We start from the raw sequence: 26,056 nt of genomic DNA, 5'->3' as shown, positions 1-26,056 counted from the left end.
CGGGGGCCTGCACGCTATTTTACCTCAATGGTAATCGTTGCTTTGCCGTGAAATTTCCCGGGTTGCAGTTTTCCGCCGACCAGATTGATGGGATAAGCGTGCATTTTTGTACTACCTCGCCCGGAAGGATCCACAGAAATGGATCCTTTATTGAAAGGGATGTTGATATTCCCCTCAGAGGTATTATTCATGCGGATGCCCACATCCGGCACGTTATCGCTGCTCCGACGGGCGACCAGTACATACTGGCTGGCAACATCCTCACCTTCTATGATCATTTCCATATTGTTCTTTATCTTTGAGGTATCCCCACAGTCGTAAGTAATATCGAAAGTAACAGGGGTATAACCCTCAGGCATTTCATTCTTCGTGGTAAAACGGCCTGCGTTTATGAAACCAAGGTCGACCTGAATGGCATCCCCCTGGTTAATCTTACAGTCTTGCGGCACGGTGATGCTTCCCTGAATGTGTAACTCGGCGATATCCTCCAGCGCGTTGATATTCGGAGCCGATGACGAGTTGCTCCATCCCGCCTGGATGGAGGCGATATGCGTATCAGGGATCACCAACTCACCCAGAAAGGGTTTCGTGACATAGAGCGTCAGCGTGGTATTAGCGCCAATAGTGACGGGGGCGGCATGTGTTTCTGGTGGATCATCACGGCAAACGCTGCCCCTGGTATTACCCACCTTATAGGAGCCGCTTTCCTTGATAATTTTATTATTCAACGGGGTGACAGCCGTTGCGCCAGGGATATCATTCACTTCGGTTTTAATATCAAGGTGATCATTAAGCTGATAGTAACCGGATAGCTTACCTGTCTTCACCAGAGCGCTAACCACGTTATAGTAAATATTCACCGTGCTATTGGCTGCACAACCGCACTCTATCTGATAAGCGTTACCCACAAGCGGAGCGGGGATTTCCTGGGTCGAGCCGGTGACGTTTTGTTCTTGCGGCCAGTCGTTGCTGGCGTCGCCGATAAAACGACCCTCGGCCTCGCATGTGCCAGTGACGGCGTAGGCGGGGGCAAGGGACAGTAGAGAGATGATGGCCACAGCAGCGGGTGAGATAATGCTTTTCATAATGGTAGTCCTTAACGACATTGCGCCGATCCGCTGAGTACCGAGGCCTGGCGCCCCTCGCTTTCCGGCAGGCTGAAGGTGAACTGGCACTGTTGATCTGTCTGGCTTCCCCAACGCACTAACCAGGTCTGTGGACGATCGTTAACGCCCGTGACGTACAGCACGCCACCGTCATCAACAATGCTTTGCTGGCGCTGAGCGTCATTTGTCGCGATGGCGCCAAACGGCAGCGGCTTGCCGCGACCGTCGGTCAGTTTTATCAATACCCGATAGCCACTTTGAGCGTTGAAACGCGCGGTGACCGCCGCCCCCTGGTCAGGCACTACGGTTTGTACGGTTTCCGCCACGTCTACGTTATCCGGCATCAGCGTGGTATCCAGCATGATGCGGTTTTCCTGATAAACGGTCAGATAAGGAATGATCGCATAGCCAAAGTAATCGGTAGCAATACCTGGGTAATTTTTCACTTTCACACCCGATGCACCATTCGCATCAATGAGGGCGAAAGCATTGCCCAGTGGTTGGGAGAGGGTGACACCGTGCGCGTGAGTAACAATACCGCCAGATAATCCGTAGCTGAGCTGCCGGTTATGAGAGCTGTAATCATAACCAGCATTGATTGTTCCATAGGCGGAGCGATAGCTACCATAAAGGCTGCTGCCAGTGTAATCGCTGTCTTCACTCTGACGCTGTTTGAGGCTGTAACTCAAACGACGATCATCCAGCAGGGATCCGTTAATACCGACTTCATGCTGGGTGGATTCCTCTTTCTGATGGGTGACCCGCCAGGTCGCCTGTGCATGAGAAAGCCAGCGATCCAGCGGGATACTAATGCTAAGCGATAAGGTCCGATCGCTGTCCCGGTCAGCATAGTCGGTAAATTGGCCGCTCAGGTTATAGCCGATTCCCCAGGCATTACCGTTGAGCCCGACAGACAGATTTCGGTCTTTTTGGTCTTTATCCCAGTATTCCTGCTGAGAACCCGAGGTATAGAAACTGATACCGTTGAACAGATCCTGATTCAAACTAAACTGGGTCTCACTACGCTGACGATCGCTGCTATTGAGGTGTCGTTGGTTCGCGTCAGAAAAAGTGAAGTAGCCGCTGCTGGTATAACGGTAATAACTTAACGACAGGCTGGTGCCGGTCTCCGCGATATCTTTAATATACTGGGTGCGCCAGGCATAGCCGTCATCGCTATCGCCGTTGTCAAACTGCGTGTTTGCCTGGCTAATATCCATCGATAGCGACCCTAAAATGCCCAGCGTGCTACCTATACCGACTCCGAGAGCGCGATAGTCTTCTGAGGCGGTCAGGCCGCCATACAGCGTAATGGTATTGTTCAGGCCATAGCTGGCGGTACTTTCAAGAAACTCGGGCTCTTTACTGTCATCTGCGCTTGCTGCCCGAAAACGGCCTACCGTAGCACTGTATTTGATATGTCCCGGTCGCTGCATCATTGGCAGGGAAGAGAAGGGTTGGACAAAATGACGGATCGTGCCATCAGACTCTTCAATCGTAACATCTAAATCGCCGCTAAAAGACGAGGGGTACAGATCGTTAATCTCGAACGCACCCGCCGGCACATTACTTTGATAAATGGTATAGCCGTTTTGTTGAACCGTCACGATGGCGCTGGAGTTAGCAATACCGCGAATGGTGGGCGCAAACCCACGCTGACTGTTAGGCAGCATGCTTTCGTCTGAGTATAGTCTCGCACCGGTAAACTGGTGGCTGGAGAATACAGAACCGTCCGTTACGCTTTCACCAATAATGAGCTGTGATTTTAGACTTTTGATATCGCGTTGTAGCCAACTGTTGATACTGTCCCAGTGTGAACGCGTGCTGTCGTGTGACCAGGTAGAATAGTTACGTAGCCGCCAGGGACCAATATTGGCACCGTTCTGCATATTGAGGTATTGACGTTCATTATGATCGCCACTGTCATAACGGCTCTGCGAACCCGTAAACGTATAGTTCGTAAAAAGAACGGGGGTGCCGCTATCCCAGCGGGAGGGATCCACATAACCTCTTGCATCACGATACAATGCGATCTGCGGCACGCTCATATTCAAGCGCCCATGGTTGATGTCAACGTCAGCGCTGATACCCGGAATAACGCTTGCCAGATCGGTAACCTTTTTTTGCTCGTCCTGATCTGCCAGCTGTGGGTATTCATCAATCTTAAAGCCCAGTTCACGTAACTGCCCGATGGTCAGGAGGGGAGTCAGTCGATGATTATCGTTAGCCACAAATGTGATTTTTCGTTGTACCGTTTTCTTTTTATTAATATAGATATCAACAATGTATTCGCCGGGAAGTTGGGCGTTTTCCCGTGAAAAGCTGGAAAGATCTACCGCCTGCTGACCACTTTTACTGGTTTCCAGTAACGTAGGGTCGAAGTAGTAATCATCTGCCCAGGCCGTACCCACTGTCAGGCATCCACCGTAAATCGTGAGTTGCAAAGCGCAGGTGATCAAAAATGCCAGGCGTTTTATCGCAGGTATTGGGAGGCTTTCTTTTGCCGTATTGTTCTTCATTTATTCCCTGAATAATTATTATGTTGCTTAAATTTAATAATATTTATAACAGTAGCGCCCGGGACTACTGGAGCCTGAAAGTCTCCGTTTCGCTTTGTCCGCCAAAGTCATTAATGGCTGCCCACTTCACGGTATTTTCTGTAGTAGCAGGTAAAGGAAGCTGTATATGTTGACCAGGGGCAATATAATCAATTTTATCCGTCAGATCGGTACGACCCAGAGATAAGCCCGCAAATACGACGTAATAATGCGATGGGTTATATACATCCAATGAATTATTGATGCGTTGGTATTTAATAGATTTATAGGCATCGAAAGCCCTTCCCTTCAAGCCGGCGGGACGATAAAAAAGCTTGAGCCGGGTTTTAAATACCAGCGTTAATATATTGTTTTTATCTATGTCCGCTTTGTTTTGTGCGGGAATCGCTCTTACATTGATGATAAAGAGCGATTCCTTATCCTGCGGCAGCGATCCTTCAGATTTAATAATTCGCAAGGATGAATCCTCACCTGCATCAAGACGAAATAATGGTGGTGTAATGATGAAAGGCCCGCGTGATTCTCCTTCGGCATTATCTACCCAGGACTGCAACAAATACGGCATTTTCTCACTATGATTAGCAATAGGGAGGGCCGCTTCCTTTTTCGTGGCATCATAAATGACGCGTGTTCTTTCAAGAACGATCCCTCCCGCGATGCTCTGATAACTCCAGCTGCTCAGTAGTAGCGTCAGTGCACAGGCTACTCTTTTTTTCATTTTGTCATCCCTAACCGTCACAGAAAGCTCTCTTTTCCCCTCTGCCGAAGGGAAAAGAGAGAGGAATTACGTATTAACGATAATCGATAGTTACGTCAACAGAGGCGTTAGCTTCCCCTGGTGTGATGGATGACGCTGCTACAGTAGAGACATAATAGGCCTGTAACCCTACAGTAGCCTTGCCATCCTCATCAGGGGTAAAGCTGATTTTTGGCGATGTTAGCTTATTCAGTGCCATCTGAGCGCCATCGCTGGCTCTGTCGATACGAATACCAACCCCTGTGGCTGCGGTTTCCATACCGGTGACAGCCACCAGTTCATTATTCGCGCCTGTCGTGCCGCCGCTACGGGTTTCCAGCCAAACCTGGAAGGAGTTATCCGTGTTACCGTCGAGGTGAGCCCATGGTTCTGTTGGGCAGTTTTTTAAAGGGATATCAACAGGAATGGCGGGTGAGCGATCGCCAATGCTTTTAAATTGGTTAGCGGCGTAGTGTCCTAATTCGACATTAATGACGTCGCTATTTTCGAATTCGCAGGTGCTATTTAAAATCTCACCGGTAAATTCAATCGTGCCATCGGTCGCCATTGCATTCCCGGCTGCGAGTGATAACAGGCCGGCAGCTACACATTTTGTAAAATTGTTCATAACATTTCCTTATCTTAATTAATGAGCTTATACAGCTTAAATACATTCAACACTTTAATAACTTTGATGGTATCAAATCGTACCCTGTAGCTTTGCTAATGCAATATTGGTGGGGGATTTTTCAGAATAAATTTATGCGAGAGAGCAAACACCCGTGCAGAAATAAGACGCGCGCGTTTCCGTGGCGTAAAACAGGATTTATTAATAATTTTGGTGAATATATTGCAGGGCGAGAGGGAAAAACCTGTGCCCGATGCTTATATGATCGGGCAATTATTTTAGACGATTTTTAACTCAACGCCGGTTTTCTCTACGGCTTTTCTATTTTCCTCGCTAATACTTGCATCTGTAATAACGCAGTTAATTTTTTCCATGGGGAGAACCTGGTTAAAACCGCGACGGTTAAACTTGGTGGCATCAAGTACCGCGACGACCTTATGCGCGGCGGCAGCCATGACGCCGCTGATGGAGTAACCTTCATTAAACGTCGTGATCCCGTTAGTGGCATCTATGCCGTCTGCGCCCACAAACATCAGATCGGCGCTAATTCCCTGTAGCGAACGCTCCGCGATGGTGCCATGCATGGAATGGGTTTTATGGCGCACGGTGCCGCCGCATACCACCAGGGTAATGTCTTTATTGTCTGAGAGGGTAAACGCCGCAGGCAGATTATTGGTAATCACGGTGATATTGGTATTTTTTGCCAGCGCTTCTGCCACCAGTAACGTCGTGCTTCCGCTATCAAGGAGAACGGTCATGCCTTCTTCAATCATGGCGGCAGCGGCCTGGGCAATGCGCTTTTTCGGATCGCTGGCGAGCTGATAACGCTCCTCCAGAACCACTTCCTGATTGTCGTTTTCGATTAAGTTAGTACCGGGCCTGGCCGCGCCGCCGTGGAAGCGCGTGACTAAGCCTTTATCTTCCAGTAAACGCAGATCGGCGCGGATAGTGACTTCAGAAATGCCAAAGGTATTCGAAAGATCCAAAACCAGTACGCTGCCTTGCGAATTAACCAGATCGACGATTTTATTCCTTCGCTCAAATGAGTTCATGTTAATTTGCCTGATGATTAGCTGACTTTAGTTTAATCGAAGGGTAGTGAAAGGTGAACGCCAATCTTCGAAAGTAAGTGTGAGCCAGCTCAGGTTGCTGGCTCGTATAGGTTAAGCGAGCTTGAGGATAATCTTGCCCTGCATTGGCGCACCATTGAGCGCCTGGACTTCTTTGGCGAAACTTTCTGCATTTCCAGTGTGGGCTATCAACGGCTTCAACTGGAGTCTTTTTTCGCTCAGCAGCCGCGCCGCCGTTGCCCACTCTTCGCCAGGCCACGGACCGGAGTAGTTCATCCAGCTTCCCAGCACCGACAGCTCTTTGCGCAGGATCTGCCCGAAGACCGCGGAGGTCAGGGTCAGATCGTGATGCAGCGTGCCGACCAGCGCCAGCTGCGCGCGCGGTCCGGCGATTTCGATAGCCAGCGAAACGGTTTGCGGCGTACCCGCGGTCTCCAGCACCAACTGGTCAAACTGAATCTCCGTCAGCGCCGTGTGGATCTCCTGTCCGCTCATTTCCCGGCTGTTGAATACGTGGGTCGCACCCAGCTCTTTTGCCAGCGCCAGCTTCTGCGGATTGATATCGATCGCCGTTACGCTTTTTGCGCCAAGTTCGCGTGCGCACTGGAGCGCCAGCAGACCAATCGTTCCGGCACCGACAATAATGACGTTTTTCCCTTCGCAGCCCTGCGCCAGATGAAAGGCGTGCAGCCCCACGGTGATAGGCTCGATAAACGCGCCATCGTCAATCGGCATAGCGGCAGGCAGGCGGAACAGGTTGGCGCGTTTTACTACCACATATTCAGCGTTACCGCCCTCGCTGCGCGATCCGACAAACTGATACTGCTTGCAGAGCGAAAAATACTCCCGCTGGCACTGAGGACAGTGAAAGCAGGGCAGCAGCGGGACGCAGGCCACCGCGTCGCCCGGCGCAAGGTCGGTAATATTTGCGCCGCAGGATTCAACATAGCCGCTAAATTCATGGCCCAGCGTAATAGGATAATAGTGCGCCCCCTGGGCGAAAATACGCGGAATGTCTGAACCGCACAAACCTGAACTGACGACCTTCACCAGTACGTCATCATCGGTTTCTAATTTTGGCATGGGGCGTTCTTCAACGCGCACGTCTCCCTCAGCGTGGATCACCACTGATTTCATAAGATCCTCCAGAAATGTAAAGGGGAGCGAAGGCTCCCCATAAGATTAAGAAGCGGTCTGGCTCTGTTGCGCGATAGCGGCTGCTTTTTCTGCCGCGGCGAAGTTGCGCGCTCTGCGCCAGGTGAGCAGGACGCCCAGTACATAAATGATGGCAATCACGGCGAAGCCCAGTATGTTCTGCCAGGTGAAAAGCTGGATCAGCAGCCAGGTAATCGGTGAACCGCCCTGGTCCATTGACGCCACCATGCCGCCAGCTTTCAGCGCGCCTGCGTTGGCGGCAAGCTGAGTATGCAGGCCGATAGTCTGCGTTGCGATCCACAGAGTAATGCCCATAATAATGACTCCGGAGATCAGCGTGCGGAACAGGTTGCCCTGATGCACCGCCACCGCCATCGCCACGAAGAAGCCGATAGTTGCCAGGTCACCGAACGGCAGTACCTGGTTACCCGGCACCACGACGGCCACCAGGATGGTTAACGGGATAAAGATCAGGCTGGCGGAAACCACAGAGGTATGGCCGAGCAGCAGTGCCGGGTCCAGACCTATCAGAAACTCCTGACTACCAAATTTCGCCTGTAGACGTTTGCGCGCCTGTTTTGCGATAGGCGTCAGACCATCCATAATCGGTTTGATCACGCGCGGCATTAACAGCATGACCGCCGCGGTTTTCACCGCCAGTTGCAGCACGGCCTTCACGTCGTAACCCGCCAGCAGACCGATCACAATCCCCATAATGAAGCCAACGGTCACCGGCTCGCCAAAAGGACCGAAGCGTTTTTGCACGTCGTCAGCACTGAAGTGAATACGGTTCAGGCCTGGGATTTTGTCGATGATAAGGTCAACCAGCACCGCGATCGGGCCAAGGTAGGCCGAGCTACCGTGCGGAATAGCGATCCCCTCCAGGCCAAAGTAATCCCGCGTGTCTTTGGCAAACCAGTCGCCCAGCTTGTAAACAAACGCCGCGTGAACCACTACGCCCAGAATGCCAATCCAGTACGATCCCGTTGCCAGGTGCAGCATTGCGCCCGTAAAGGTCATGTGCCAGATATTCCAGATATCGACGTTCACGACGCGGGTCATACGGGTGACCAGCATCAGGATGTTGACGCTAATGGCAACAGGTATCGCCACCAGAGCAATTTGTGACGCCCAGGTCATCGGAGACGATCCCGGCCAGCCAATATCAACGACGTGCAGGTTGATCTGGAACTGCTCCGCCATCGCTTTCGCAGCGGGTCCGATGGAGTCGAGCATCAGACCGATAACCAGCCCGATCCCGACGAAGCCAATCCCGATATGCAAACCGCCCTTAAAACAGTCCCCAAGCTTCATTCCCAGCAGTTTTGAGAAAATGATGATCACAATCGGCAGCATCACCGTTGGACCTAAGTCGAGGATATAACGCATTATTTCGCTAAACATAACGTTACCCCACGAGGATGCTCAGGATTTTCTGTTGCAGCGCTTCAATCCCGACGCCAGAGATGAAAGGCATTCCGTGGACCACCGGGATGTCGCCGAAAGTGCGGTCTACTTTGGCCGTAGTACAGATGAGATCGGCACCGTCCATATAGGTTTCAATCTCATTGACGCGGCATTGCACCAGGTCGAGCGTGATATTGTTCGCTTCGCACAGTTCTTTAATTTCTTCTGCTGCCATTGTTGAGGTCGCAACCGCACCGCCACAGGCCACAATAACTTTACGTTTCATAGGGTATTCCTTTTATTATCAGTATGTTGTTAAACCTGAGCGCACGGCTCAGACTCCAGGATCGTTTTCCGAAACAGCGTGGCTAAGTCGTCATCGGATGCTGCCAGCAACGCGTCCAGCGTATTCGGATTTTGTAGCTCACTAAATAACCGACGCAGCAGCTTCAACTGCGCGGTTGGGTTTTCAACAATCAGCGCGATAATCAGAGAGACGGCAATTTCTCCATCGTCATCCGCGCGTTGAAAAAGCACCGGGTTATCCGGCCGAATCAGATAAATGGCGGGCGATTTCGCATGTACCGCCTCGCAATGCGGGATCGCAACGGCATGATTTTCCAGGGCGATGCCGGTCGGGAAATTGGCTTCCCGCTCGATCAGCGCCTGTGGGTACGTTTCATGCACGACTCCCTTCGCAAGCATCTCTTCCCCAATATGTTCCAGCGCCTGTTGGCAGGAGCTGAAATGAATACCGGTGCGAACAAACAATTGGCTCATAAATCCTCTTTATGACGGTCAGGCTACTTCAGAAGAACAACCGTAACGGTAAGCACGCAGGACATCCTGGATCTTATCGAGGATAAGATCGTGCGGCGTCGCGGTAAGTTCGCTCATTGCCAGGCGTTCAAATTGCACCGGCATATACTGGCTGATAAGTCCCAGCGGCAGGGTGGTGGCGCTGAGGTTTGCCACTAACTTTTCTACACTCTGGCGAATACGCGGATGCGGCCAGTAGTAACGAATGCGGTCGGAAAGGCTGAAGTGAATATCGACCATCGCCTGACTCCAGGTCGGGCGATAGTACTTTTTCCAGTAGCCCGGCTCGTTCAGCATGACTTCATCTATAACGTCCAGTACCTGACTGCGATTTTCCGGCGCGATAAGTTCGTTTTCCATCTGCGCCAGCGCAAAGATCGCTTCGCGCAGGGCGAACGTCAGCGCCGGACCCACTTTGAGAATGGCGAAATGGTCACGTACCAGCGCACGATAGGCGTAGCGGGTCTGGTAATCCGTTGAGTGCGCTTCGTATACCATCGGCGTGTCTTTAATCCAGCGAGACAGCGCCTGCGCACCCTGCGGCTGATAATGGATAATCTGGGTATGGTCGAACTCGACGCCGGGCTGAACCACGATAGCAATCACGCGATTAAGAGCCTCATCCAGCCCCAGCGCGCGAAATGCCACCTGATGAGTTTCCAGCGTGCGGGCGGCATCTTCCGCACGGGTAACGTGTACTGTACCGATGGTACTTGCTTCACCGCCAGGCACAGGCACTTCAGTACCAATCACGTAAGTCAGATGACGTTTCTGCTCTGCCGTTGCGGTTTGTTCAGCGACCTGGCAAAGCTGCGCGGCGCGTTCTGCGACCACTACCGGGTCCAGCGGCAACGGGTCGTCAGCACAGGACATTGACGCATCCAGATGGATTTTACTGAACCCTGCCGCCACGTAAGCGCGGATCAGTTCGAGTGATTTTTCCATCGCTGAGGCGGCATTTTCGTTTTGCCAGCAGTTCGGGCCGAGGTGATCGCCGCCGAGGATAATACGTTCATGCGGAAAACCAACTTCATCCGCGATCTTATAAACAAAATCCCGAAAATCCGCGGGTTGCATGCCCGTATAGCCGCCGAACTGATTGACCTGATTGGACGTCGCTTCGATTAACACTTTATTTTGCGTCTGTAAGTCAAAGCGCAGCGCGGCTTCAATGACCAGCGGATGCGCAGAGCAAACGGAACAGATACCGGTATGCTTACCCGCTTTATGGTCAGAAATAATTGCTTTCATTTTGATCTCCGTTTACTTATTTTTTATCTTCATAATCTTTTGAATTTGAGGCAAAGAGAAAGTGCAGCATTCGTGATCGCGGTCGAAAAAAATGTCTGTAACTGCGCTTTGCCGTGGCGATCACAGCTTTCCTTCGCAACCGCAGTCGGCAATCACTTTCTTCAGCACCTCTTTCATGGCGGCTTTGGCCGGAACCATGTAATGCCGTGGATCGCTGGCGTCCGGATGGGCAAGGAAGTACGCTTTGAGCGCGTCTGAAAAAGCGATTTTGAGTTCAGTGGCGACGTTCACTTTGCAGACGCCGCGGGAGATGGCCTGGCGAATATCATGAGTGGGAAGCCCGGACGCACCATGCAGCACCAGCGGCACCTCAACGATGCTGCGGATTTCCGTTAGCCGTTCGAAGTCGAGTTTCGGTTCTGCGGTGTACAGGCCGTGAGCGGTGCCAATCGCGACCGCCAGTGAATCAATACCGGTCCTTTCGACAAACTCGCGCGCCTGCTGCGGGTTGGTGTAAAGCGCATCCTTACCCTCCACCACCAGATCGTCTTCCTGCCCGCCCAGACGGCCCAGCTCGGCTTCTACGCTGACGTCATAGCGGTGGCAGTAATCCACGACGCTTTTCACCAGCGCCACGTTCTCTTCGAACGGCAGATGGGAACCATCAATCATTACTGAACGCACGCCAGCGAGAACCTTCGTTTCGATATCCGTCGTTTTTTCGTGATGATCCAGATGGATCGCCAGCGGCTGATTGAACTGGCTGGCTAACGCACCCGCGATAGCCACAATATTTCGGCTTCCCGCGTAGCTGAATGTGCCGGGCGTACCCGCGACAATCAGCGGCGAGCGCAGCTCAGCAGCGGTTTCCACCACCACCTGCAACGTTTCAAGATTGTGGATATTGAATGCGGGCACCGCATAGCCTTCGCGCTGTGCTTTTTGCAGCATTGCTTTGGTTGATATGACGTACATCCTGCCTCCGAAACCTTTCGTTTGTTTTCTTCGAAAGAAAATATAGGGTTTTGGAGATCGTTTTTGTGACGAATGTCTAATAAAGAAAATTATCGAAAGTAAAAGTAAGTGTTCGAAGGGTTAGCGGGGGGGTGATACTTGTTACGCCGTTCACAGGAGCAGTTGCACGCGTTCGTGAGCGGAGTGCCTACAGTCCGATCTCCACCCTGGACGCTGCGCTGTGCAATTTCTGCTTGTTTACTTCCGTCATTTCCTGCCGTCCTCCGTTGAGGACATAACGTAAACTGCCGTCTAAAACCGTTGTTCCACTATACTGACCATTGCAGCTGTCATTTTCATACGAAGCTGCGCGCAGTTAATTACCCTACCCATGACCATCAGGAGAACAAAATGCAGAAGAGTAAAACCCTGAAAGCGCTGCTAGCCGTATCAGCAGTAGCCGCTATGTTCAGCACTGTTGGCGTGCAAGCCCAGACGCCGACGAGCGCCGCGCAGAATAGCACCGCAGGTCAGACCGCATCCAGCGCCAGGTTAAGCTCCGGCGACGAAAAAGCGTTGAAGGACATGGCGCAGGCCAATATCAATGAAATCGCCGCCGCTAAGATCGCGCTGAACAAGGCCCAAAACAGCGACGTTAAAGCGTTCGCTCAGCAGATGGTCGACGACCACGGCGATGCCCTGACCAAAGTACAGACGGTCGCCCAGCAAAAGGGCGTGGCACTGCCGACTGAGCCGGATGCAAAGCACAAGGCCATGGCCGCCGAACTGGAAGAGCAGAGCGGCGACGCATTTGACAAGATGTATATGGAAAACGCCGGCACCAGGGACCACAAGATGGTGCTATCGACACTGCAAAGTGACTCCAGCAAGATCAAGGATCCGGATGTGAAGGCCCTGGCCGACGCACACACGCCGGTCGTTGAGAAGCATCTGAAGGCTGCCGAGCAGATGTCATCAGGTAAGTAAACCGGTTGTTCGGTAGGCCCATGCTCCTGTGACCTGGACTATCCTGGTTCAACGTGTTGAAGGGTGTGGGACGTCCTGTACTGTAAATGTGCCGATCGAGGCTCGCCCATTTGCAGTCGCAGGCTGACACTCGTTCTACGCGTTGACGACTGGAATTGACCCGAAGCAGCCATTCGCCAGGCTGCATGGTGCAAATATCGCGAGGGACCGCTTTTGGCTCGAAGCGGACTTTGGTATGGTTACCCTTCCGTAACCAGAAAAGGAATAGCGAATGATTGTACGCACATGGCATGGCTGCGTTCCACTGAAGCATGCTGAGGGTTTTGCGAAACATCTTGAAAAAACGGGCATGGAGCATTCAAAAAATGTGCAGGGAAACAAGGGCGCATTTGTGCGCAGAGAAACTCAGGGAAACTGGGAACATTTTTTCCTCGCCACGTACTGGCAGGACCTGGAAGCAGTTAAGTTATTCGCAGGTGAAAACTATCATGTGGCTGTAACCTACCCGGATGACGAGTTGTTTGAGTTGCTTTCAGATCCATATGTTTTTCAGCACAAGGTCGACACCGTTTCTACACCAGGTCTGGCTCCGGATATTCAGCATTAACATATTCTAATAGAGTTTTAAAATAGGGGCGAACTGCCTCTATAGATGGGCTCTCGAGTATAAGTACAAACAGGAGCTTAATTGCATCATCCTTTCTGCCAAGAGAGGACAAGCATAAAGCATAGAAAGGAATTACTTCTAATGCCTCAGGATATTTCCTATATAACTGACTAAAAATGTTTTCTGCTTTCTGTAAATCACCAAGACATCTATAAGTACAGGCCAAACCAAAAGTAGCGTCAAAGTTTTGATTATCAGAAAGTTTTTCGTTCAAAGACAAAGTGTAATAGTTAAGCGCATCCTTCTCCATTCCCTGATTGTCATATGACCAGGCTATATTCAGATAAATCGATCCTTTATCTTCAAATGAATCAACTAGCGAGAATAAAAGATTTCTGCTTTCTTCAAATTTCCCCTGTTTCCTCAATTCAATTGCATGGTTTACCAAATCAGAATTCATGATTATCTCCATAAATGTTCACTACAAGTAAACTACGCTAAAAAATCATGTTTGCAACGCGCACTTCTGGCATGAAGCGGCCAGTTCCGAGGAATATGATGTCTGCTTTGAGCGAGTAGCGGACTTAAGCGGTCTCTTTTGAGTTATGATACCAAGTGAAGTCTGCACGATTCAGTTCAGATGTGAATGCAAGCAATCATAACAGAGGTCCCACAAACAGACTAAGTGTCATGCAGGGAGAAAAAGATGAGTTTTGAGCGAAAAAAGAAACGTGCATTTGCCATTATGGAAAGTAAAAACATGTGGCGCAGCAACTATGCTCCTCCTCTGTTGCGTGCATTATGGAAGTTAGGACTAAAAATCCCGCCATTACCTTTCGCTTCATTCTGGCAAGTAACGTTTATGATGGGATTCGGATTTGGTCTTGTATGGGGACTCGTTATGTGGTTTTTCATATGGCAAGGTATGGGCGTTCAACCTTCCTGGGTGATATTCAGAAGTCTCTCCGGTGGGATTCTGTTTGGCGTAATGATGGCAGCGTTTCACTGGTGGCGTAAAAAGGCCAATAATCTGCCTGACTGGAAAAACCTCTAAATGACTTACAAGCGACTCAGCATCGCTTAAAATCCGCTTCTGGCACAGAGCAGACATGCGTACATTGCACGGTCTGCTTTGAGCGAAAAGGAGGCAGTTATAATCACTTTCAGTTTTTGTGGAGCATGAATTAACGTTTACTGTATCTCCCCGCAGAAATTGGCAGACAAAATCCATGATTCTTAATAGCTGAAAGGATAAAGTATCGGGTAAAGGAGAAATCAATGTCGCATTCGTCATCAAGAAGACGAGTTTTGGATACAGCAAGGCCTTTGGCGCACAGAGCTTCTCACGCGCGAAGTTGTGCTAACCATGTGGCGAACAGGTTAGGAATCACCCGCAAAGAGCTTTTGACAAACATAGAGAAAAATTCCGGCTCAAGTTTGGTGTCACCGCTAACTGAAGAAGAACTGATGAAAGCATTTCGTTATATGGAAAACCTTTAGTTTTAAGGCCGCCTGAGCGAAAAGCGGAAGTTCGTTATTGCTTGCGCATTAGTCGACGCATATTGAACATCAGAGAGAAGATCACAGTTTTATATTTTACTGGATGGAAGTATTTTCCCCTGCCCGAGCGAATACCAGCAGATCACTACCTTGCGTGGGATAAGCAGTATCTCCGCCCCTTGATCACGCAGCGGCTGGCTTTGGAGTCAACCAGCAGGCAAGCTAGCGGTGCAACAGTTTTGTGATGATTCTGCATGGGGAAGAGCGGATTAGCCCGTGGAAATTGCGTCCCTGAATGTTCTTTCGTATGTCTCCGGTCAGGTCTGGTGCTACCGACATAGCGTAATTCTGTTGCCATTAACTCTGGCGTGCGGGTAAATCTAAGGCTCACTATAAAACCCGCCATCTTGAATGGTAACGGATTTTTAAAGTTCAAAATCCCTTTAGTAAAAAATCATCTACTATCCTTAGTACGTGGAATAAATTTCCATTGTGATATTTAGTTTTTAATTTTTTAAGCTTTACCGCTTTCCTTTTTATAAATGGCATCATCCGGCTCCTGAAGGGCCTTAGTGTTGAAGGTGATTATGTTTCCTGTTTCTTCAGTCAGTTCCTGGTTCCGAACGCAAAGTTTAATCAAAGGACAACAGCTATGACTCATATCCACGAGCACGCCACAATGAATAACACGTACCCCGATACTCGTCTGCCCCTGCCCGCCACAAGCAGCAGCGCTGTATCATGGGGTGCCATCTTTGCCGGCGCGGCAGCAGCGGCATCCCTCTCTTTAATTTTGCTTATGCTGGGTGCCGGTTTAGGTCTTACGTCCGTTTCGCCATGGGAAAGTCGCGGGCTTGACGCAGGTACGGTGGGTATCGCTGCCATAGCCTGGTTGACGTTTACTCAAATTGTTGCGTCGGGTATGGGAGGCTATTTATCCGGACGACTGCGCACGAAATGGGTCGATACACAGCGCGACGAAGTTTACTTCCGCGATACCGCGCACGGTTTTTTGACCTGGGCTGTGGCGGCGCTGATATCTGCTGCGCTGTTAACGAGCACGGTGGGTTCCATCGTTGGAGGGAGCGCTAAAATCGCGGGTACCGTTGCCGGGGGGGCAGCGGCGACCACGGCGGCTGGTGCAGCGAGTATGGCGAACGGGTCGTCTGGAGCACAAGGTTCGTCGATGGACTATTTTGTTAATTCGATGTTCAGGGCGAACAATCCTGCCACACCTGCAAACAACGCTGCCGATCCCGCGTCGCCCACTGCTCCTGCAACGCCTTCTGCATCTCAGCAACCCGTTTCTCCTGCACAGTTAAGCGAAGTGACCGGTATATTTGTTAACAGCATTACCACCGGCGCTTTACCCCAGGAAGATCGTCAGTATGTCGCTCAGCTGATTGCTCAAAATACGGGTATCAGTCAGCAAGAGGCTGAACAGCGGGTACAGAGCACCTATGACAAAGCCCAGGCTAAATTAAAAGAAACGAAGGAGAAAGCGCAGCAAGCTGCCGATACCGCACGCAAAGCCACGAGCTATTTAATGCTCTGGACATTCATTTCTCTACTGGCAGGTGCCTTCGTAGCCAGCCTGTGTGCGACCTTCGGTGGCCGTCAACGTGATTTATAATCTTTAATTATGCGAGAGGTTTAAAATGCGCTCATTATTACTATTCTTTTTAGGTGTACCTATTCCAATCATTATCCTGATTGCACTGTTTTTCCATTAATGCCTGTGTAACAACATGGCATTTTAACCAGTCATATCAGGATAGTTGCAAGCAAAACATAAATGCCCGAAAGGGCATTTATGTTTTTCCTCTGGCACGAAGCGGCCAGGTCCAAGGAACATGACGTCTGCTAAGAGCCAGGAGCGGGCGTAACGTCATACTTCGGCATTAAGAAGATCTTGCCAGCGTATTCATTTCAGCAAGCAACCAGCGTTCAAAATTCTCTGGCGCCACTTCGTTTATTCCAGTTTCCGTCGGTTTTACTAAACAGAATTTTTTGCTCAGGCTTTCTGATGCTGGCCAGGGCGAAACAAGCATGCCGCGACTCAATTCATTCTCGATATACATATGCGGTACCAGTGCCACGCCTTGTCCCGCCATTACGGCAGCTATTGCCATTTCATGAAGATCGTAGCGAACACCCTGACCCGGATTATCGAGGGTTATCCCACTTTCCCGGGCATAGTGATGCCATGCATCTGGATTCTGTCGACGGTGAATTCGCGGAAGTTCGTTTAACTGTTCATTGACGTCATTATTTGTTAACAGTGCAGGATGGCACACGGGCATCAGATTTTCCTGAAACAGAAATTGCATACGCATGCCTGCCCAGGCGGAATGTTCAAAATGAATCACAGCGTCAAAGCCACTTCCGGGCAAAATGAAAGGATCGGTTCTGGCAGCAATATTTAACATTATGTCAGGGTACAAAGATTTAAAGCCGTTCAGGCGGGGAATAAGCCATCGGCTGGAAAACGTCGGCAGGACGGCAATATCCAGACTCTTACTGCCTTCAGGCATTCCCATTATGTACTGAGTATCCCTTTCGAGCCGATCGAGGGTTTCACGAACGTGATGTGCATAGCGTGCGCTTTTTTAACGGGGACAAAATAGCAGATGGCATTCTCCCGGTATGGTTACCGGGACATACGGGGTTTCGCATTGATTCGGATAATCAATGCTTATTAATATGGGGGGACATTGTCCATTACCCTCATATTCAGTCAGCACAACCGGCTGTTTCCATTTTGTTTGACAACGCTCCCGCTCTGGCCCAAGAAACACGAAAGAAAATTCTGGAAAAAGCGGTCCGGGAAAAACTGCTAATCGCAGGCATGCACTTAGGCCAGGCCGGGTTTGCAAACGTTCTCAGTGCTGGTAGTGGATACCGAATTTCATACTCTGATAAATGAACAGGTATCCGTGGCTGGCTCGTTATTGATTAACACATTTCAACGTTATCATGGTCCGCTTCTGGCACAGGGAGACCCACATTCTCCAGACACTCCCGAATTCTAAAAAAATCAAAGCCGTCAATGAAAATTCAGGTAGTTGTCCGATCCTGAATCTAACGGTGATAATACAAAAAATGCAATAAAGTTTGACATCCGCTTCAGGTGTTAAATATGAATTTCAGGAGCAGGAATGAAACGAGCGATATATTTACTGTCTGTCATTACTCTGGCGCATTCAGCCTGGGCTGAAACGCGCAATGTAACCAGTGAATGGCAACTTGCTAAAGAAGGGCAGAAGACTGCCTGGCTACTCGACTGGCCAGCAAAACCCGGAGATAAATTCACACTGCGCTACCCTGATGGTAAGCCCTATCTTCAGGCCACCTTACAAGATAATAACCATGAAGATTTGCTCGCAAGCGAAAATATGACTGGAAAATACCGCTTCTATTATCCTGATGGGAAAATAAAGAAAGAGGGCGTGTGGGATAAAGAGGGAACCCCTGTTGGTTTAGAAACGACCTATAATGAGAATGGCTCTCCCAAAGAAGTAAAACGATATCTCGACGGCGGATGGTCCATCAATGAGCGAACGTATTATGATAACGGTCAGCTTAGTTATGAGGGCCTTAATTATGACGGTGAGAAATATAAAGAATCGAAGTATTACTATGCTGATGGCAAGCTTAAACAAAAAAATTACACGAAAACCGTAAAGAACATCGAAAAAGAAATAGACGATTACTTCGATGAGAATGGGAAGTTAATAAAACGTATTGAAAAATATGGCAAGGATCCCTTGATAACGATCACCCGTGGCGCAGATGGAAAAATTGTAGAACGAAAAACCCTGATGACTGGCGTGGCCCGTAGCAAAACTGAAACTTTTAACAGTGATGGGCAACTGACTGATTTAGTACAATATATTGCCAATGGCCGCTTACAGAGAGATGGGGAGCAAATCAGTAGCCATGAGGGACAAACTACCTTTTCTACCTATAAAAATGGGGTAAAAGAAGGGGAAGAAAAAACGGTAAAAGATGGCAAGGTCGTTCGTTACTCTCAATTTAAGGCGGGTAAGGAAACGGGAGACAGTTTCGCACTTGACGACGTTGCGAATGTTATTTTTTTCGAGAAGCACGCTTCGGACAAGCAAAAAACCGCTAGTTATAGCGTAGGGCTTGATTACATTACGTATAATGACAAGGGAATGCCGCACGTTAAGATCCCCTTTAATATCGATTCACGGGTTCTGCCGAAACCTGGTAACGTGTGGGAATATAGCTCAGATGGCAAACACAGCAGCGCACTGAAATTAATTACATCGGATGATAAGACGGCAACCTGGCGGACAGACCACGGTGAAATAAAAGAAAATCTCGATAGCTACACCTGGATCATGCCGAATCAGCCACAGCAGGATCGACAAATTCTCTCATTTCCGTTGACGCCGGGTAAGGAGTGGAAGAATAGCTACCAGACCCGGGTAACCGTGCCGTGGGATAAGGGGCAGGAGTGGGGATATAGCTATAAAGCGACGTCTTTATCAAAAATTGCAGGCATTGAGAAAATCACGGTTGCAGGCGGGACCTTTGATACGCTGCTGATTACCCGTACTATCCACTGGACTAAATCCAGTCCACATCATACTGGCACGCTGGCGTCGGAAATGACCTGTGATACAAAAGCGTGTGAGGTCTCGGGCTATACCGTTGAGACGATATGGTATGCGCCTGAAATTGGTCGTGCGGTGATGAAAGCTGTTGAAATTAGCGGCTCGCCTCAGGTGCTTATGAACAATGCAAGCAGCATGCTGAAAAGCGGTAACGTGCTCATTTCTGAACTGACCTCGTTTGGTCCCGCGTCAGTTAAAGATAAGCCAGCCCCAGAAATCCACTATGCGCATCAGGTTTCAGGGAATGCATTCAGCCAGGGGTTCCCGCTGATGCAGAATAACACCTGGGAGTTCTTAATGATCCATAGTCCGATGATTGAATAGGCTGAGATGCTGCTTTCCGGGACGGCTGATGGCAGGGGTTATTGTTAAATATGTATCTTCTGAAATGGATATTTTGTCATTAGTCTTCTGGCGTAATATGTTCAGCTTTATATTCGTCGTGTTGGTAGGTTTTTTCTCGGGTCAGTTCAGTTTGAAATCTGAAAGAAAAAGTTTGCATGCGCTGAGAGCACTTTTTACATTCTTTGCACTCCTGACCTACTTCTATGCTGTAAAAAATACCGAGCTGAGCACAGCAGTGTTGCTTCAGCGGATATCGCCTGTATTTGTTCCCATTATTGCATTTCTGGTCCTCAGGAGATTGTCAGATCGCTATGTTTGGACAGGCACCATGATTGGTGTTCTTGGCGTAGCGTTTACGAGCGGCGTGGGTACCCATAATCTCAATAAGGGTGATCTGTCAGGCATCATTTCGGGAATAATGGGCGGCGCTGCAACGATAACTATCTGGCTTATGTCAGATACAGAATCGCCATCTGTAGGGGTTGCGGTTTAATCTCATTCGTAATATCGTAAGTTACATGAAAGGCATCACTCCGACCGTGTTGTATTGTCTGTTGCTCCTGTAAACCTGTGGCTTCAGGTCGCGGTGACGATTTGTAACAGGTGCCGCAGCCGATTACCTGCTCTGAAGAGGCTGAAAATGCTTGCTGGCCTGCTTCTGGCGCATCTCCCGGATCACGTAAAACAGCGCATTTACGGAGGTTAAGAATGAAATATGATGTAATTATTATTGGCGGCAGCTACGCCGGCATGGCGGCTGCGCTTCAACTGGTGCGCGCCCGACGTCAGGTCCTTATCATTGATGCCGGGGAGCGACGGAACCGGTTTGCCAGCCACTCGCACGGCTTCATCGGGCAGGATGGCGTTGACCCGTCGGTGATTTTTGAAAATGCACGTGCACAAATCATGCGTTATCCCACTTTACGCTGGCAGCAGGGACGCGCAGAAAAGGTAACGGGTGAAAAAGAGTCGTTTCAGGTACAGACGCTGACAGGGGAAAGCTTTGCATCCCGTCGTGTACTGTTTGCTACCGGGGTGAAAGATCGCCTTCCTGAGATTGATGGCTTACCGCAGCGCTGGGGGCAATATGTATTTCACTGCCCTTACTGTCATGGTTACGAACTCAATCAGGGACACATCGCGGTTATTGCCGCGGGCGATATGGCTGCGCATCAGGCGCAGATGGTGGCGGAATGGGGGAGTGTGACGCTGTTCACCAACGATGCTGTTGAGCTGAGTGCAGAAGTCCATGCGGATTTACATCAGCGTGGCATCGCTGTTGAAGCCACGCGGATTGCGCGTCTGGTCAATGATGCTGATATTGAGCTTGTTGACGGCCGCCTGTTACGCTTTGCCGGAATCTTCACCGCTCCCCGGAATCAGCCAGCCACGAGCATTGCACAAACATTGGGCTGTGAACTGGAAGAGACCCCGTTTGGTACGCAGATCCGCAGTGATGCCACGAAGGAGACCTCCGTCCCCGGTGCGTTTGCCTGCGGCGACGTGGCACGCGTGCCGCATTCGGTTTCGCTGGCAGTTGGCGACGGTGCATGGGCAGGCGCAGCCGTGCACCGGTCACTGATATTTGATCTCCCGACGCAAATCGAGCCGGCATGATTATCACCCGCCAGCGTTGAGCCGATTACAGACCTTTCCCGAAAGGCGGCTATTTTACTCCACCAGTCGTCATCATAAACTGCGTAAGCCTGGCAGATTAACCTCACCCTGACATGGCCGGACTACTTACCGGCCGCAGGGGCTGTCTCACGGGAGGCTATAACGAGGCTGCGGCACGTGCGGCCGTTTCATAGATTGACGAGATGCTGCGCAGCAATTGCGCGGTATCGCCGATCGAAGGGCCGGAAATGCCGCTTTCCATCTGGATGGCAATCAGGCAGGCTTCACGCACTTCCCGGTATCTCATACACAGCGCCTTTCCCTCTTCGCTGGTCGAGTAATAGAGCTCTTTTCCTACTTTCTCACTGATGACATAACCTGCTTTCGCCAGCTTTTTCAGCGCATAGTTGACGACATGGGTATCCTCGACATTCAGTACGAAACAGATATCTGCCAGCTTCTTCTTGCGATTACGGTGGTTCACGTGATGGAGAAGAGAAACGTCAAATGCTCCCATATCTGACTCGCCCGCAGCGGTCATGCAGCGCACCATCCATTTGTTGAACGCATTACTGGTCATGATCAGCGCGTACTCCAGTTCCGATAATTCCGCGCAACGTTCGGAAACCAGGTGGCGTGAGGAAACGATACGGCTGTCGCTCATGTCTTCGCTATTGCCTGATGTAGAAACACTTTTTGAGGTCATAACTGTCCTTATCCTCCTGGAATCATCTGCATTAAAAATAACTATTAATCGGCAAAATAAACACATTTTATTTATAAATTATTTACATATCTTAGTCATTACGATATAGCTTTTAACGCAAGCTGTTGTTGGTGCGGCGTTCACGCCGCCTTGCACAAAGACATCACTTCGTTTGTCGCCATGTGCCAGTCTTCGCCCTCCGGTGCGGAGCAGGAGAAAAATCGCCTACAGCGTGCAACGTTCATTTCAGACAGGGTAAATATCTATGGACAGTTCTACGCTATTGCCGCTTATCGGGATACCGGTTGTGGTTATTGGTTTTGCACTGCGCTTCAATCCGCTGCTGGTAGTCGTTGTCGCCGGGCTTGCCACAGGGTTGTTAGTTGGCATGGATTTGGGAATGCTGCTTGAGACCTTTGGTGAAAAGTTCGTCAATAGTCGTTCGCTGGCAACGTTCATTTTGATTCTTCCGGTGATTGGGCTGCTGGAGTATTACGGGCTGAAAGAGCGTGCCCAGGCCTGGATCGCGAAAATCGCCAGCGCGACGTCGGCACGTATTTTGATGCTCTACTTTGTTGCGCGTGAAGGAACCGCAGCGCTGGGATTGATGTCGCTTGGCGGGCACGCGCAAACAGTGCGTCCGCTGCTGGCACCAATGGCGGAAGGTGCGGCATTAAATGAATACGGTGAACTGCCGCAGCACATCCGCGACAAGATCAAAGCCCACGCCGCCGCGTGCGACAATATTGCCGTGTTCTTCGGCGAAGATATCTTTATTGCATTCGGCGCGGTGCTGTTGATTGATGCCTTCCTGAAAGAAAATGGTATTCAGGGCATTGAGCCGCTGCATATCGGCCTGTGGGCTATCCCCACCGCAATTTCAGCTTTGATCATTCATATGACGCGCCTGATGCGCCTTGATGCCAGTATTCGTCGTGACGTCATGGCATGGCGATCCGAGCAGAGCACGCAGGAGGCCACTAAATGAGTACGCTGATTTCCATTAACCGTGTTTACTACCTGATTGGCTTTGTTGTCATGCTGCTGGTGATCATGACGTTGCGCGATCGCGGCAATCCAAAGAGATTCACTACGGCGTTATTCTGGTTTTTGTTCGGTGGCATTTTTCTGTTTGGTGACCTGATGGTTCAGGAGCTGGGCAAGTCGCTGGCCTACCGGATTATTGGCGGTGCCGTTATCGCCATTGCGTTACTGGCAGGCTTTGGGCTGGTCGGGAAAGGGCATTACAAAATGTCGACCGAACCAGAGCGCGTGGCGTCATCAAATCGCCTGAAAAACTGGCTCTTTTTACCCGCACTGATGATACCGGTGGTGACAGTACTGGGGACATTGTTTTTGAACGGTGTCTCGATCGGCGGCGTTTTCTTACTCGACCAAAAACAGCTAACGCTGGCGTCCCTGTGTGTAGCCTGTGTAGCCGCCATTCTGACGGGATGGTGGCTGACGGGCGGCACGCCACTGCATGCCATCCGTCAGTCTCGTCGATTAGTGGATACGATTGGCTGGGCCGTGATCCTCCCGCAAATGCTTGCCATGCTTGGTGGGGTGTTTGTGGTGGCGAATACGGGCGACTCGGTGCAAAAGGTCGTGAGCCTGTTTGTGAATCCAGATAGCCGCTTTATGCTGGTGGTGATTTACTGCATCGGCATGGCACTTTTCACCATGATTATGGGTAACGCCTTTGCCGCTTTCCCGGTGTTAAGTGCCGGTATCGCGCTGCCGTTTTTGGTTAATTATCATCACGGCGATCCGGCTCCGTTGCTGGCGATAGGAATGTACGCGGGTTACTGTGGCACATTGATGACCCCAATGGCGGCGAATTTTAATATTGTTCCCGCGGCATTGCTTGAACTGAAAGATAAATATCAGGTCATTAAGATCCAGATCCCTACCGCGCTGACGCTGCTGGTAGTCAATGTGTTTTTAATGTATTTCCTCGTGTTTCGCTAAGCGAGGCGCGGTAATGTTCTGAGGAGTGGTTATGCAATTAACACAACATCAGGCTGACGCCTTTGCCCGGATGCCTTTAGCCTATTTGCGTCAGGAATACCCGAATCACATTATGCATTTGCTAAATGATGATAGCGATGTGCTGCCGCCTCGTGAGCTGCATCCTGTTTTCTATGGCTGTTTCGACTGGCATTCGGCGGTGCACGGCTACTGGCTGCTGCTGCGCTGTCTGCGACTCTATCCGGCGCTATCGTGCCGGGAAGAGATCATTGCGCTGTTTGAAGAACATATTACTGAACAGAAAGTGGCGCAGGAGCTGGCCTATTTTACCGCGCCGTTCCGTGCTTCATTTGAGCGCCCTTATGGCTATGGCTGGTTGCTGGCGCTGTCGCAGGAGTTGCAGCAATCCTCTTTGCCGCAGGCAAAAGCGTGGCATCAGAATCTGGAACCGTTAACCCAGGATATTCGAGCCAGGCTTATTGATTATCTCAGTAAGCTTACGTACCCGATCCGCGTTGGCACGCATTACAACACGGCATTTGCACTGGCGCTGGGCCTTGATTATTCCCGCGCCCTAAACGATGAGGCGCTGGAGAACGCTATTATTGATGCGGCAAACCGCTTCTATGCCGCCGATACGCATTATCCGGCGCATTATGAGCCGGGCGGTGATGAATACATTTCGGGCGCATTAACGGAAGCGCTGTTGATGAGCAAAGTGGCAAAAAATTTCCCGCAATGGTTCGACTCCTTCCTGCCGGATATTGCCTCAGTTGATGCCCTGATGAACCCTGCGCAGGTGAGTGACAGAACCGATCCTAAAATCGCGCATCTTGATGGCCTGAATCTTAGCCGCGCCTGGAGTATGAAGCACATTGCGAAAGCGCTGCCTGAGAGTCATGTTGCGCAAAAGGCGCTGAATGACGCTGTCTCACGTCATCTGTTGGCGAGTCTGGAACATGTGGTGGGTAGCCACTATAGCGGCGGTCACTGGCTGGCCAGCTTCGCGCTCCTGGCTCTGGAATAAAGTCAGTCGTGAGCGCAGACGGAATATGGCTACAGGCAGATACCGTCTCGCGCTCCGGATCCCGCCCCAGTTTCCGCTTGTTTACCGTCCTGATGGCACGGTATTCATATTTGATGCAGGTCAGACGTCGGCCAGTGGTTGCGTATGACCTGGCTTACGCAGGGATGACGTTCTGTTTCACTTAACGAAGCAGTAAACGCTGCTCTGGATCTGCTCAGATGATCGCGCGTTTTCCCCCAGCGGGTCACAACACAGGCCAGCATCTCAAGACCCCCGGGCGCTTGCGGAGACCATGCCGGTGTCGTCAGGAAGATATCGCTAAACGCATCCCACTGCTGATGTAGCCTGCGGGTGGCACCTTCCACCAACTGATTATATTGTTCTTCCGTACCTGAGAGCAGCCATCGTTCCGGATAATCAATAATCCCCACCGATGCATAACAATTAGTACCTATATAGATCAGTCCCCGCATTTGTTGTGCGCGTATAGAGGGCACCGTCGATAAAATGCCAGAATCACGATATTCCAGTCCGAGGAAGATCATGATGGCAGCGCTCTCAGTCAGCACTGAACCATCGGGAAGAACCAGCGTGGGAATTTGCATTAAAGGATTGAGCTGACGTAATGCGTTGCGATTCGCGTCTTTCTCCCACGAGCTTGCTTTAACTAAGCGATACTCTGCTCCGCACTGTATCAGCGCCATCTCTATTGCCGCCGAACCAGAACGTTCTGTCCCGTAAAGCGTATACATAGCCTTCTCCGCTCACCGATCGTATCTGTAAGCATAGTTCTCATCGGCGGATATCGTCGGTTGGCCTTTCTGTCAGCCCCGTTCATGTGATCTTCCAGAGGCCTGGTATAAATCGTGTGTAACGGGCCTGTGCCAGCACACTGGCTCGATCATGAATATGACTCATGTTGTAATGAAATTTAGTCGCTTTCGCTCGACCTGTGGCTCTGGCATAAAA

24 protein-coding genes and 2 pseudogenes are annotated in these 26,056 nt (G+C 50.4%); 11 read left to right on the top strand and 15 right to left on the bottom strand.

What is annotated here, in order from left to right:
• Positions 1-14: 14 nt before the first annotated feature.
• From INT84_RS12555 to INT84_RS12505, 11 genes are all read right to left on the bottom strand, one after another.
• Complete coding sequence (locus INT84_RS12555; protein WP_228066213.1) at positions 15-1,085, bottom strand: fimbrial protein; 1,071 nt, start codon at positions 1,083-1,085, stop codon at positions 15-17.
• Positions 1,086-1,096: 11 nt separating this feature from the next.
• Entirely contained in the window at positions 1,097-3,625 is a 2,529-nt protein-coding gene (locus INT84_RS12550) for a fimbria/pilus outer membrane usher protein (RefSeq protein ID WP_194207063.1), read from the bottom strand.
• A gap of 64 nt (positions 3,626-3,689) precedes the next feature.
• Positions 3,690-4,382, bottom strand: a complete 693-nt coding sequence (locus INT84_RS12545) for a molecular chaperone (protein ID WP_194207062.1) — start codon at positions 4,380-4,382, stop codon at positions 3,690-3,692.
• Positions 4,383-4,455: 73 nt separating this feature from the next.
• Entirely contained in the window at positions 4,456-5,028 is a 573-nt protein-coding gene (locus INT84_RS12540) for a fimbrial protein (RefSeq protein WP_194207061.1), read from the bottom strand.
• Positions 5,029-5,306: 278 nt separating this feature from the next.
• Positions 5,307-6,080, bottom strand: a complete 774-nt coding sequence (locus INT84_RS12535; RefSeq protein WP_194207060.1) for a DeoR/GlpR family DNA-binding transcription regulator — start codon at positions 6,078-6,080, stop codon at positions 5,307-5,309.
• 111 nt (positions 6,081-6,191) lie between these two features.
• Entirely contained in the window at positions 6,192-7,235 is a 1,044-nt protein-coding gene (gatD, locus tag INT84_RS12530) for a galactitol-1-phosphate 5-dehydrogenase (RefSeq protein WP_194207059.1), read from the bottom strand.
• 45 nt (positions 7,236-7,280) lie between these two features.
• Positions 7,281-8,657: a galactitol-specific PTS transporter subunit IIC gene (locus INT84_RS12525; RefSeq protein ID WP_194207058.1), complete on the bottom strand. Its 1,377-nt coding sequence runs from the start codon at positions 8,655-8,657 to the stop codon at positions 7,281-7,283.
• 4 nt (positions 8,658-8,661) lie between these two features.
• Positions 8,662-8,946: a PTS galactitol transporter subunit IIB gene (gene gatB / locus INT84_RS12520; RefSeq protein WP_176919829.1), complete on the bottom strand. Its 285-nt coding sequence runs from the start codon at positions 8,944-8,946 to the stop codon at positions 8,662-8,664.
• A 29-nt stretch (positions 8,947-8,975) separates the two neighbouring features.
• Positions 8,976-9,440 carry a PTS galactitol transporter subunit IIA gene (gene gatA / locus INT84_RS12515; RefSeq protein WP_194207057.1) on the bottom strand — a complete coding sequence of 155 codons (465 nt, stop codon included), beginning with the start codon at positions 9,438-9,440 and terminating at the stop codon, positions 8,976-8,978.
• A gap of 18 nt (positions 9,441-9,458) precedes the next feature.
• Complete coding sequence (gene gatZ / locus INT84_RS12510; RefSeq protein ID WP_194207056.1) at positions 9,459-10,730, bottom strand: tagatose-bisphosphate aldolase subunit GatZ; 1,272 nt, start codon at positions 10,728-10,730, stop codon at positions 9,459-9,461.
• Positions 10,731-10,850: 120 nt separating this feature from the next.
• Complete coding sequence (locus INT84_RS12505) at positions 10,851-11,705, bottom strand: tagatose bisphosphate family class II aldolase (RefSeq protein WP_194207055.1); 855 nt, start codon at positions 11,703-11,705, stop codon at positions 10,851-10,853.
• A 390-nt stretch (positions 11,706-12,095) separates the two neighbouring features.
• Between INT84_RS12505 and INT84_RS12500 the strand changes: the two genes are divergently transcribed.
• Together INT84_RS12500 and INT84_RS12495 are read left to right on the top strand one after the other, a co-directional pair.
• The gene (locus INT84_RS12500) at positions 12,096-12,671 is read left to right on the top strand and encodes a DUF4142 domain-containing protein (protein ID WP_194207054.1); all 576 of its coding nucleotides are present in this window, start codon (positions 12,096-12,098) and stop codon (positions 12,669-12,671) included.
• A 271-nt stretch (positions 12,672-12,942) separates the two neighbouring features.
• Entirely contained in the window at positions 12,943-13,278 is a 336-nt protein-coding gene (locus INT84_RS12495; protein ID WP_194207053.1) for a hypothetical protein, read from the top strand.
• Here the strand turns inward: INT84_RS12495 and INT84_RS12490 are convergent.
• Positions 13,244-13,738 carry a tetratricopeptide repeat protein gene (locus tag INT84_RS12490; protein WP_194207052.1) on the bottom strand — a complete coding sequence of 165 codons (495 nt, stop codon included), beginning with the start codon at positions 13,736-13,738 and terminating at the stop codon, positions 13,244-13,246. The two genes, INT84_RS12495 and INT84_RS12490, sit on opposite strands and share 35 nt — an antisense overlap.
• Positions 13,739-13,984: 246 nt before the next feature.
• Here INT84_RS12490 and INT84_RS12485 point away from each other — a divergent pair, with 246 nt between their 5' ends.
• Both INT84_RS12485 and INT84_RS12480 read left to right on the top strand, forming a co-directional pair.
• Entirely contained in the window at positions 13,985-14,332 is a 348-nt protein-coding gene (locus tag INT84_RS12485) for a DUF6404 family protein (RefSeq protein ID WP_194207051.1), read from the top strand.
• Positions 14,333-15,430: 1,098 nt separating this feature from the next.
• Positions 15,431-16,411, top strand: a complete 981-nt coding sequence (locus INT84_RS12480) for a hypothetical protein (RefSeq protein ID WP_194207050.1) — start codon at positions 15,431-15,433, stop codon at positions 16,409-16,411.
• A 268-nt stretch (positions 16,412-16,679) separates the two neighbouring features.
• Here INT84_RS12480 and INT84_RS12475 read toward each other — a convergent pair.
• Positions 16,680-17,381: pseudogene (locus INT84_RS12475) on the bottom strand (LysR substrate-binding domain-containing protein); the annotation flags it as partial.
• Here INT84_RS12475 and INT84_RS24210 point away from each other — a divergent pair.
• The 4 genes and pseudogenes from INT84_RS24210 to INT84_RS12460 form a co-directional block, all read left to right on the top strand.
• A pseudogene (locus INT84_RS24210) lies at positions 17,378-17,704 on the top strand (MBL fold metallo-hydrolase); the annotation flags it as partial. The pseudogenes INT84_RS12475 and INT84_RS24210 sit on opposite strands and share 4 nt — an antisense overlap.
• A 232-nt stretch (positions 17,705-17,936) precedes the next feature.
• Positions 17,937-19,745 carry a toxin-antitoxin system YwqK family antitoxin gene (locus INT84_RS12470; protein ID WP_194207049.1) on the top strand — a complete coding sequence of 603 codons (1,809 nt, stop codon included), beginning with the start codon at positions 17,937-17,939 and terminating at the stop codon, positions 19,743-19,745.
• 28 nt (positions 19,746-19,773) lie between these two features.
• Complete coding sequence (locus INT84_RS12465; RefSeq protein ID WP_194207048.1) at positions 19,774-20,259, top strand: DMT family transporter; 486 nt, start codon at positions 19,774-19,776, stop codon at positions 20,257-20,259.
• 215 nt (positions 20,260-20,474) lie between these two features.
• Complete coding sequence (locus tag INT84_RS12460; RefSeq protein ID WP_194207047.1) at positions 20,475-21,383, top strand: NAD(P)/FAD-dependent oxidoreductase; 909 nt, start codon at positions 20,475-20,477, stop codon at positions 21,381-21,383.
• A 157-nt stretch (positions 21,384-21,540) separates the two neighbouring features.
• Here the strand turns inward: INT84_RS12460 and INT84_RS12455 are convergent, their stop codons facing one another.
• The gene (locus INT84_RS12455) at positions 21,541-22,089 is read right to left on the bottom strand and encodes a winged helix DNA-binding protein (protein WP_194207046.1); all 549 of its coding nucleotides are present in this window, start codon (positions 22,087-22,089) and stop codon (positions 21,541-21,543) included.
• Between the two features lie 265 nt (positions 22,090-22,354).
• Here INT84_RS12455 and INT84_RS12450 point away from each other — a divergent pair, with 265 nt between their 5' ends.
• Genes INT84_RS12450 through INT84_RS12440 form a run of 3 tightly spaced genes read left to right on the top strand, consistent with a single transcriptional unit; the run spans position 22,355 to position 25,087 of the window.
• Positions 22,355-23,077 carry a DUF969 domain-containing protein gene (locus INT84_RS12450; RefSeq protein WP_176919844.1) on the top strand — a complete coding sequence of 241 codons (723 nt, stop codon included), beginning with the start codon at positions 22,355-22,357 and terminating at the stop codon, positions 23,075-23,077.
• A complete protein-coding gene (locus INT84_RS12445) occupies positions 23,074-24,060 on the top strand; it encodes a DUF979 domain-containing protein (RefSeq protein WP_176919845.1) in 987 nt (328 codons plus the stop codon). The genes INT84_RS12450 and INT84_RS12445 overlap by 4 nt, the downstream gene beginning before the upstream one ends.
• Before the next feature lie 31 nt (positions 24,061-24,091).
• Positions 24,092-25,087 carry a DUF2891 domain-containing protein gene (locus INT84_RS12440; protein WP_194207045.1) on the top strand — a complete coding sequence of 332 codons (996 nt, stop codon included), beginning with the start codon at positions 24,092-24,094 and terminating at the stop codon, positions 25,085-25,087.
• Between the two features lie 104 nt (positions 25,088-25,191).
• On the opposite strand, the gene INT84_RS12435 is transcribed toward INT84_RS12440, so the two are convergent.
• A complete protein-coding gene (locus INT84_RS12435; protein WP_194207044.1) occupies positions 25,192-25,839 on the bottom strand; it encodes a glutathione S-transferase N-terminal domain-containing protein in 648 nt (215 codons plus the stop codon).
• Positions 25,840-26,056: the final 217 nt, after the last annotated feature.

This window comes from Superficieibacter sp. 1612_C1 (genome assembly GCF_015234305.1).
GTDB lineage: Bacteria > Pseudomonadota > Gammaproteobacteria > Enterobacterales > Enterobacteriaceae > Superficieibacter.
Note: the sequence above shows the minus strand (reverse complement) of the source record. Positions and strands in the feature narration are given on the sequence as shown.